The following is a 7,969-nucleotide window of genomic DNA, read 5'->3' on the forward strand; positions in this document are numbered from 1 at the left end:
GATGCGGGCTGCGGTCAGAATTCCGTCATCGCCGCGAGCTTGCGCGGCGCTACGGCCAGCCACGAGCGGCGCAGCCATTCACCGATATCGTCCCAGTCCACATCGCCGAGGTCAATACGAATAGCTATCCACCCGTCACCGAAATAGGCCGGGCGGTAGAAGCGCTCGGGATCGCTTTCGATGAGCTGTTCCTGCTCGTCGGGCCCGCTGATCTTCACGAGGAGGGCCACTTTGCGATCGCCGTGGTGGTCGGCGCTGACCCAGGCAAACTTCTTGCCCTTTACGATGCCGAAGCATGCCATGCCGTGGCTGAGGCTTTCCTCGGCTTCGGGAAGCTGCATCGCGCGGCTGCGGACTTGCCCGGTGAGCCAGGTCGGATCGGTCTCGCGCGTGACGAGATCGGCCAGACAGCGTGCATAAAGCTGGTGCTCGGCGAAGAGGACCCGCGCGGCGAGCGTGTCCGGCGTATCGCCGGGCAGGATCGCGACGGGAATCTGGCCGAGTACGGGGCCTTCATCGAGATCGGCGGTGACGAGGTGGACCGTGCAGCCGGCATGGCTGTCACCCGCTGCGATGGCGCGCTCGTGGGTGTGGAGGCCGGTGTACTTCGGCAGCAGCGAGGGGTGGATGTTGACCATCCGGCCTTCCCAGCGCGCCACGAACTCTGGCGTGAGGATGCGCATGTAGCCCGCGAGCGCGATCCACTGCGCGCCAGCGCGGCGGACGTGCGCTTCCATCGCAGCGTCATGATCGGCGCGGGGCAGGCCTTTGTGGGGGAGGACGAAGGTGGGGACGCCTTCCGCCTCGGCCAGTCTCAGGCCGCCCGCTTCGGGGTTGTTCGAGAGGACGAGCACGATCTCGAACGGGCAGGCTGCGAGGCGGCTGGCATAGAGCAGCGCCGCCATATTGGTGCCGCTGCCCGAGATGAAGACGGCGACCTTGGCGCGCGGCTCAGCCAATGTGGACAGCTTCCCACGCCTCGCGCGCGGACCACGCTTCAGCGCTGCCGAACACGGTGCAGCCCTTTTCGCCCGCGACGATCTCGCCGATGGAGAACGCGGTTTCACCGACGGCGGTGAGATCAGCGATCAGTGCGGCGGCTTCATCCGGCGCAACCGCTAGCACCATGCCGACGCCGCAATTGAACGTGCGCGCCATTTCCTCGGGCTCGATCTGGCCCTGCGCCTGCAGGAAGGCCATGAGGCGCGGCTGTTCCCACGCATCGGCGTCGATGCGAGCGTGAAGGCCCTTGGGCAGCACGCGGGGCACGTTTTCGAGGAGGCCGCCGCCGGTGATGTGGGCGAGGGCGTGGATGCGGCCGGACCGGATGAGCGGCAGCAGGCTCTTCACGTAGATGCGCGTGGGCTCGATCAGGTGATCGATGAGGAGGCGCTCGTTGTCGAACAGGGCAGGGCGGTCCATTTTCCAGCCCTTGTCCGCAGCGAGGCGGCGAACGAGCGAATAGCCGTTGGAATGGACGCCGGAAGAGGCGAGGCCGATCATCACATCGCCTTCCGCGACGCGATCACCTGTCAGCTGCTCGCCGCGCTCGACCGCACCCACACAGAAGCCGGCAAGGTCGTAATCGCCGGGGCCATACATGCCGGGCATCTCGGCGGTCTCGCCCCCGATCAGCGCGCAGCCCGCCATGCGGCAGCCTTCGGCTATGCCGGCAACGACGCGCTCGGCAACGCCGGTGTCGAGCTTGCCGGTGGCAAAATAATCGAGGAAGAACAGGGGTTCGGCGCCCTGCACGATCAGATCGTTGACGCACATCGCGACGAGATCGATGCCGATCGCATCGTGGCGGTCATGGTCGATGGCAAGCTTGACCTTGGTGCCGACGCCGTCGTTGCCTGCAACCAGCAGCGGGTCCTTGTAGCCGGCCGCCTTGAGATCGAAGAACGCACCGAAGCCGCCCAGTTCGGCGTCCGCACCGGGACGTGCGGTTGCGCGCGCGAGCGGGCCGATCGCCTTCACCAGAGCATTGCCGGCGGCGATGTCTACCCCCGCCTTGGCATAGGAGTAGGATTGCGAAGTTTCGTCGGTGGAAGCCATGGGCGACGCGCCTAGCGCTTTCCCGCTTGGATTTCCACTTGCCTTTGGGCAAAAGCGCGGCATTCGAGAAAAGATGCAGCGCAAGGCCTGCGTTCCCAGATGGAGTTCCCTTGGCCGCCCTGCGCCCTACCTTGCCCAAGCTGACGCTGCTGCCGGACCTGAGCCGCCGGGCCCGCCTTGCGCTGATTGCCGGGCTTGGCCTGCTGCTCGCGGGCGGAGGTGCGGCGATCTACGCGCAGATCGAAGGTGACCGCGGCATCGCGCCGATTGCCAGTAACGGCGATTTCGAGGTCACCGGTATCGAGGTCAACACGACCGGCAAGACCGCCGAGGAAGCCCGTGCCAACGGCTGGAAGGAAGCGCAGCGGCTGGCGTGGGAGAAGCTGTGGAAGTCCAACGGCCTTGGTGGCGGGGCCGCCCCCGCGCTTGATGCAGGGACGCTGGATGGCATGGTCTCTGCGATCGTCGTGGGGCAGGAGCAGATCGGCCCGCACCGCTATATCGCGACGCTGGGCGTGATCTTCGATCGCACGCGGACCAGCGGCTATCTTGGCATGCAGGGCCAGATCGCGCGTTCGGCGCCGCTTCTGGTGATCCCGGTGCTGATTCAGGGCGGCGTTACCTCGGTGTTCGAGACGCGCACGCCCTGGCAGAAGGCCTGGGCTGAATTCCGCACCGGATCGAGCGTCGTCGACTATGTGCGGCCGGCGGGCGCGGGTGCGGATTCGCTGCTGCTGACGGCGGGGCAGATCAGCCGCCGCAGCCGCAACTGGTGGCGGCTGGTGCTCGATTCGTTCGGCGCGGCAGATGTGATCATGCCGATCGCGAAGCTGGAGCGGAGCTGGCCGGGCGGGCCTGTGCATGGCACCTTCACCGCGCGTTATGGGCCGGACAGCAAGTTTATCGGCAGTTTCGAGCTGACCGCACCGAGCGAAGACAAATTGCCCGCGATGCTGGCCGAAGCGATTACCCGGATCGACGGGCTCTATGCAGGTGCGCTCGCGGCAGGGCAGCTGGCGCCCGATCCGTCGCTTTCGATGCGGCCCGATCTCGATCCTGCGCTGGTGCAAGGCATTGTCGCCAAGCTGGGGCCGGTGCCGACCGCGACGACCGCGGTGGCAGGGCCCGATGCCGCTGCGACCACGGCCGCAGTGCCGACCACGGTGGTTACCGTCCAGTTCGTCACGCCCGATGCGGCGGCAGTCGATGCGGGCATGGCGGCGGTGCGCCGGGTCGAGGGCGTCAAGGAAGCGGCGACCACCAGCCTTGCCATCGGCGGCACTTCAGTCATGCGGGTGACCTTCGCCGGCGATATCGACGCGCTCGCCGCTGCCCTGCGGGCACAGGGCTGGCGCGTGACCCAAGGGGCCGGTGCGCTCAGCATCCGCAAGTAGGCAGATGAGCCAGATCGCTCTGCCCCTCGTCACGGCGACCAGCGCCGAGACCGTGCTCACCGGCCCTTCGCTGGAACCGGTGCTGGCCTTGCTGGCGAGTGCGGCCGACTGGCCCTATCGCGCCGCCGTGCTGGCGGGGCCGCCGCGTTGCGGCAAGAGCCTGCTGGCGCGGTGGTTTGCCGCCAGCGGCCTCGGCGATGCGCTCGATGATGCCGACAGCCTGCCCGAAGACGCCGTGTTCCACCGCTGGAACCGGGCGCAGGGTGAGGGGCGGGCCTTGCTGATCGTCTCGAACAAGGCGCCGGGGGCCTGGCAGGTTGCGCTGCCCGATCTCGCCTCAAGGCTCGGTGCGGCGCTGATGATCGAGATCGGTGCGCCCGATGACGACCTGCTGCGCGCGCTCGTCGAAAGCCATGCGGCGCGGCGCGGGATCGTTCTGGCAGAGCCGGTGCTCGCTTATATCCTGCCCCGGCTGGAGCGCAGCCATGCGGCGGCCGAGGCGCTTGTCGAAACAATTGATCGCTTGTCCCTTGAGCGCAAGGCAGCCGTCACCATATCGCTCGCACGCGATGCCTTGGCCGAGCGGGTACACGGAGTGCCTGAGGCCGAACGGCAACCTAGGCTTCTCTAGGCGCGCTTGCTTTGAAGCGGCAAAAAGAGGAAAAGCGCGGCTATGTTTGAACGCCTCACCGCCTATCTGGACTCGATCCGCGCGCGCGATCCCGCGCCGCGCTCGCGCTGGGAAATCCTGCTCTATCCGGGGCTTCACGCCGTCGGCCTGCACCGTGTGGCGCATTGGCTGTTCGTGCGTGAGATGTTTTTCCTCGCGCGCTTCGTCAATCATCTGGCGCGCTTCTTCACCGGCATCGACATTCACCCGGGTGCGAAGATCGGGCGGCATCTGTTCATCGACCACGGCTTTACCGTGATCGGCGAGACCGCCGAGATCGGTGACAACGTGACGATCTACCAGTGCGTGACGCTGGGCGGCACCAATCCTGCGAACGGCGTGCCGGGCAAGCGCCACCCGACCCTGAGCGACAATGCGATCATCGGTTCGGGCGCGCAGATTCTGGGGCCGATCACCGTGGGGCCTCGCGCCCGCGTTGGTGCCAATGCGGTGGTGACCGAGGACGTGCCCGAAGGTGCGACCATGGTCGGCCTCAAGGCGCGTTCGACGCTGGTGCCGGTCGAGACCTGGCTCAAGGACTTCATCCCCTATGGCACGCCCTGCAAGGAGCCGTGCGAGCCTACGGGTGGATCGCGGGTCGACGAGCTCGAGGCCGAGGTCGCGCTGCTCAAGGCGCAAGTCGCCGCGCTGCTCGAGCGGCAGGACGAAAGCACCGATGCACCGGCACCAGTCGGCGGCGGTAACCGGCGCAGGAGCCGCAGCTGAGCGTGCAGGGCGGAGCCGATGCGGGCGGTTTCGGCCCGGGTGTGCTGCCGTTCCCGCAAGTCCGCGCCGAGCCGCAAGTCGGCTTCGAGCGGCCTGAGCTCATGCGCATACTTGATCTCTATGGCCGCATGGTCGCCGCCGGGGAATGGCGCGACTATGCGATGAGCTTCGGCAAGGATGCGGCGAGTTTTGCCGCCTTCCGCCGCACCGCCGAGCGGCCCACCGCGCGAATCGAGAAGCGCCCAGCGCTGCGCACCAAGCAGGGCATGTGGACGCTTTATGGCGAAGCAGGGCAGGTGCTGAAGCGCGGGCATGAGCTGGCTGGTGTGCTCTTTCCGCTGGAGCGCAAGCTGCTGAAGATCGTCGAGGATTGAGGCGGGGACAGTCCGCCATACTTTACCCCCTCGTCATTGCGAGCGAAGCGAAGCAATCCAGAGCGGTTGTGCGGCACGCTCTGGATTGCTTCGTCGCTACGCTCCTCGCAATGACGAGGGTTGGGGGCCAGACGTGGCGGTATGGCCCTGCCCTAGCCATCCCATGGGCCCTCGCAGCGTGTGAGGCGGCGCCCGCAACTCGCCAGAAGCAGGATCAAGGCACCCCGCTGCTGCGCGTGATCTATCGCGATGCCGATGCGGAAATGGTGCTGATGGTTCCGGAGAAGGGCGCGCGCGCCGCGCTTCATGGTGATTGCGCCGCGCCACTGCTGATCGATACGCGCACGGGTGCAGTGCGTGTGCTGGACGAAGCCGAAGTGCAGGCCCGGCTGCGCACGATGCAACTCGCGGGGGCGACGCGCGGCGCCTGCCCCCGCTAGCGAGACTTCAGCGCTTCATTGCGGCCTGAAGCTCGACGAGGATCGCCTGGCTCTGCTGCGCGCCCGACTGGGGCACGAAATCGCCGGTGCGGTCGGAGATCTGGTCCCAGTGCGCGGCGAAGTCCTCGACCGAGCGCGCATTCGGCGCGAGCAGGACGGGCTTGTTCATCGTGACCCACGCCGAATGATAGGCACCTGCACCCGCGCCGACGATGGCGTTGCTGGGGGCATCGTCCGAGACGAGGAAGAGCGCGGCGGGGACGATGTTTTCCGGGCCGAAGAGCTTGAAGGCTTCTTCGGGGAAGATGTCCTCGGTCATGCGCGTGGCGGCGACGGGGGCCAGGGTGTTGACCTTGATGTTGTTCTTGGCGCCTTCGAGGTAGAGCGTCTTGGTGAGGCCGGCGAGGCCGAGCTTGGCCGCGCCATAGTTGGCTTGTCCGAAGTTGCCGAAGAGGCCGGTGGAGGACGCGGTCATCAGAATACGGCCGTAGTTCTGTTCGCGCATCAGGTCCCAGCAGGCCTTGGTGGCGAAGGCAGACCCGATGAGGTGGACTTTCACGACCATCTCGAAATCGGCCGGGTCCATCTTGGTGAAGCTCTTGTCGCGCAGGATGCCGGCGTTGTTGATGAGGATATGAACGCCGCCCCAAGCCTCCTTAGCCTTGGCAACCATCTCGGTCATCTGCTCGAACTCGGTGACCGAGCCGCCGTTCGACATCGCCTCGCCGCCCGCAGCCTTGATCTCTTCGACAACCTTCAGGGCCGCGTCGGAATGTCCGGTGCCATCGCGCGCGCCGCCGAGATCGTTGACGACGACCTTGGCGCCGCGGCGGCCGAGTTCGAGCGCGTATTCACGGCCGATGCCGCCGCCCGCGCCAGTGACGATCGCGACCTTGTCCTTGAACGAAATGCTCATCGCAAAGCTCTCCCCAATGCGTTTGATAGCACCCTAACCGGGCGATTAATGGCGCAGGCGATGCCATGGCGAATTGGCCTTGGCAACTGCGGGGTCAGCCGATGCGGTGGACCCAGCCGTGGGTGTCGGTCTCTTCGCCACGCTGGATCGCCACGAGCCGCTGGCGCAGCTTCTGGGTGAGCTGTCCGGGGCCGCCGCTGCCGATCGTGAAGCTGTCCGAGCTGCTGGTGACCTTGCCGACGGGCGTGACCACCGCGGCGGTGCCGCAGGCGAAGGTTTCGATGAGCGTGCCCGAGTTCGCGTCCGCTTGCCACTGGGCGAGCGAGTAGCGTTCTTCGCGCACGGTGAGGCCTTCTTCGCGGGCCAGCTGGATCAGGCTTTCGCGGGTGATGCCGGGGAGAATCGTGCCGCCAAGCGGGGGCGTGATCAGCGAGCCGTCAGCCATCACGAAGAACAGGTTCATGCCGCCCAGTTCCTCGATCCACTGGCGCTCCACCGCATCGAGGAACAGCACCTGATCGTGCCCGCGCGCGAAAGCTTCGGCAGTGGGGACGAGGCTGGCGGCATAATTGCCGCCACACTTGGCAGCGCCGGTGCCGCCAGGCGCGGCGCGGCTGTAGTCGCTGACCCAAAGCGAGACGGCGGGGGCGCCCGACTTGAAGTAGTTGCCCGCGGGGCTGGCGATCACGAGGAACTTGTACTGCTTCGACGGGCGCACGCCGAGGAACGCTTCGCTCGCGAACATGAAGGGGCGCAAGTAGAGCGAGCCGCCATCGACGGTGGGGAACCAGTCCTTGTCGGCCTTCACCAGTTCCTCGACCGCAGCCACGAAGAGGCTTTCGGGGATGGTCGGCATGGCGAGGCGGGCCGCCGAAGCGTTGAAGCGCGCGGCGTTGGCTTCGGGGCGGAACAGGGCGATGCCGCCATCTGCAAGGCGATAGGCCTTGAGGCCTTCGAAGATTTCCTGCGCGTAGTGGAGCACGGCAGCGGCGGGATCGAGCGGAATCGGACCGTATGGGACCACTTCGGCGCTGTGCCAGCCCTTGCCCTCGTCATAGCTGATCTGGACCATGTGATCCGAAAACGCGGTGCCAAAGCCCGGATTGGCAAGGATCTGCGCGCGCACATCGGTAGCCACCGGGGTGGGGTGCGGGGTGTGCGTGAACGTCATCGGGGCAGCGGTAGCGGGCGTCGCCATCGGGGCGGTCCTTCGGGAATGTTAGCTCTGCGAAGCGCCGTGAACGATTGTTGCGCAAAAGGCAAGGCTTTTGGAACAAATGTGAAGGGCCGCTTCCGGCAATCGGAAGCGGCCCTTCGCATGGTCAGCGGCCGGAAGTGCCGCCCACGGTGCCTTTATCGCTTGAACAAACTAGCGATAATGCTCCGCGATG

General features: G+C 66.6%; 9 protein-coding genes. 5 read left to right on the forward strand and 4 right to left on the reverse strand.

Annotation, left to right across the window (positions count from 1 at the left end; all coding sequences use genetic code 11):
• Nucleotides 1-14 precede the first annotated feature (14 nt).
• Nucleotides 15-959, reverse strand: coding sequence for a phosphoribosylglycinamide formyltransferase (gene purN / locus Q0082_RS13700; protein ID WP_298193565.1), 945 nt, complete (start codon nt 957-959; stop codon nt 15-17).
• Nucleotides 952-2,058, reverse strand: coding sequence for a phosphoribosylformylglycinamidine cyclo-ligase (gene purM, locus Q0082_RS13705; RefSeq protein ID WP_298193567.1), 1,107 nt, complete (start codon nt 2,056-2,058; stop codon nt 952-954). The genes purN and purM overlap by 8 nt, the downstream gene beginning before the upstream one ends.
• A gap of 110 nt (nt 2,059-2,168) precedes the next feature.
• Here purM and Q0082_RS13710 point away from each other — a divergent pair, with 110 nt between their 5' ends.
• From Q0082_RS13710 to Q0082_RS13730, 5 genes are all read left to right on the forward strand, one after another.
• Entirely contained in the window at nt 2,169-3,452 is a 1,284-nt protein-coding gene (locus tag Q0082_RS13710) for a heavy-metal-associated domain-containing protein (RefSeq protein WP_298193569.1), read from the forward strand.
• Nucleotides 3,453-3,456: 4 nt separating this feature from the next.
• Nucleotides 3,457-4,083, forward strand: a complete 627-nt coding sequence (locus Q0082_RS13715; RefSeq protein ID WP_298193571.1) for a DnaA/Hda family protein — start codon at nt 3,457-3,459, stop codon at nt 4,081-4,083.
• Between the two features lie 42 nt (nt 4,084-4,125).
• Entirely contained in the window at nt 4,126-4,848 is a 723-nt protein-coding gene (epsC, locus tag Q0082_RS13720; protein ID WP_298193573.1) for a serine O-acetyltransferase EpsC, read from the forward strand.
• Between the two features lie 41 nt (nt 4,849-4,889).
• The gene (locus Q0082_RS13725) at nt 4,890-5,222 is read left to right on the forward strand and encodes a DUF2794 domain-containing protein (RefSeq protein WP_298193585.1); all 333 of its coding nucleotides are present in this window, start codon (nt 4,890-4,892) and stop codon (nt 5,220-5,222) included.
• Nucleotides 5,223-5,332: 110 nt separating this feature from the next.
• On the forward strand, nt 5,333-5,662 hold the full coding sequence (locus Q0082_RS13730) for a hypothetical protein (protein ID WP_298193575.1): 330 nt from the start codon (nt 5,333-5,335) through the stop codon (nt 5,660-5,662).
• Between the two features lie 7 nt (nt 5,663-5,669).
• Here Q0082_RS13730 and Q0082_RS13735 read toward each other — a convergent pair whose 3' ends face one another.
• Nucleotides 5,670-6,578 carry an SDR family NAD(P)-dependent oxidoreductase gene (locus tag Q0082_RS13735; RefSeq protein ID WP_298193577.1) on the reverse strand — a complete coding sequence of 303 codons (909 nt, stop codon included), beginning with the start codon at nt 6,576-6,578 and terminating at the stop codon, nt 5,670-5,672.
• Nucleotides 6,579-6,672: 94 nt separating this feature from the next.
• The gene (locus tag Q0082_RS13740) at nt 6,673-7,776 is read right to left on the reverse strand and encodes a branched-chain amino acid aminotransferase (protein WP_298193580.1); all 1,104 of its coding nucleotides are present in this window, start codon (nt 7,774-7,776) and stop codon (nt 6,673-6,675) included.
• Nucleotides 7,777-7,969 lie beyond the last annotated feature (193 nt).

Origin of the sequence: Novosphingobium sp. (assembly GCF_027489515.1) — a bacterium.
In the GTDB taxonomy this organism is placed as follows: Bacteria; Pseudomonadota; Alphaproteobacteria; order Sphingomonadales; family Sphingomonadaceae; genus Novosphingobium.

What these genes read in the sequence shown, in the direction of transcription:
- Q0082_RS13740 (WP_298193580.1), bottom strand. Translation starts at nt 7,776, where the DNA reads ATGGCGACGCCCGCTACCGCTGCCCCGATGACGTTCACGCACACCCCG.
- Q0082_RS13735 (WP_298193577.1), bottom strand. Translation starts at nt 6,578, where the DNA reads ATGAGCATTTCGTTCAAGGACAAGGTCGCGATCGTCACTGGCGCGGGC.
- Q0082_RS13730 (WP_298193575.1), top strand. Translation starts at nt 5,333, where the DNA reads ATGACGAGGGTTGGGGGCCAGACGTGGCGGTATGGCCCTGCCCTAGCC.
- epsC (WP_298193573.1), top strand. Translation starts at nt 4,126, where the DNA reads ATGTTTGAACGCCTCACCGCCTATCTGGACTCGATCCGCGCGCGCGAT.
- Q0082_RS13715 (WP_298193571.1), top strand. Translation starts at nt 3,457, where the DNA reads ATGAGCCAGATCGCTCTGCCCCTCGTCACGGCGACCAGCGCCGAGACC.
- purM (WP_298193567.1), bottom strand. Translation starts at nt 2,058, where the DNA reads ATGGCTTCCACCGACGAAACTTCGCAATCCTACTCCTATGCCAAGGCG.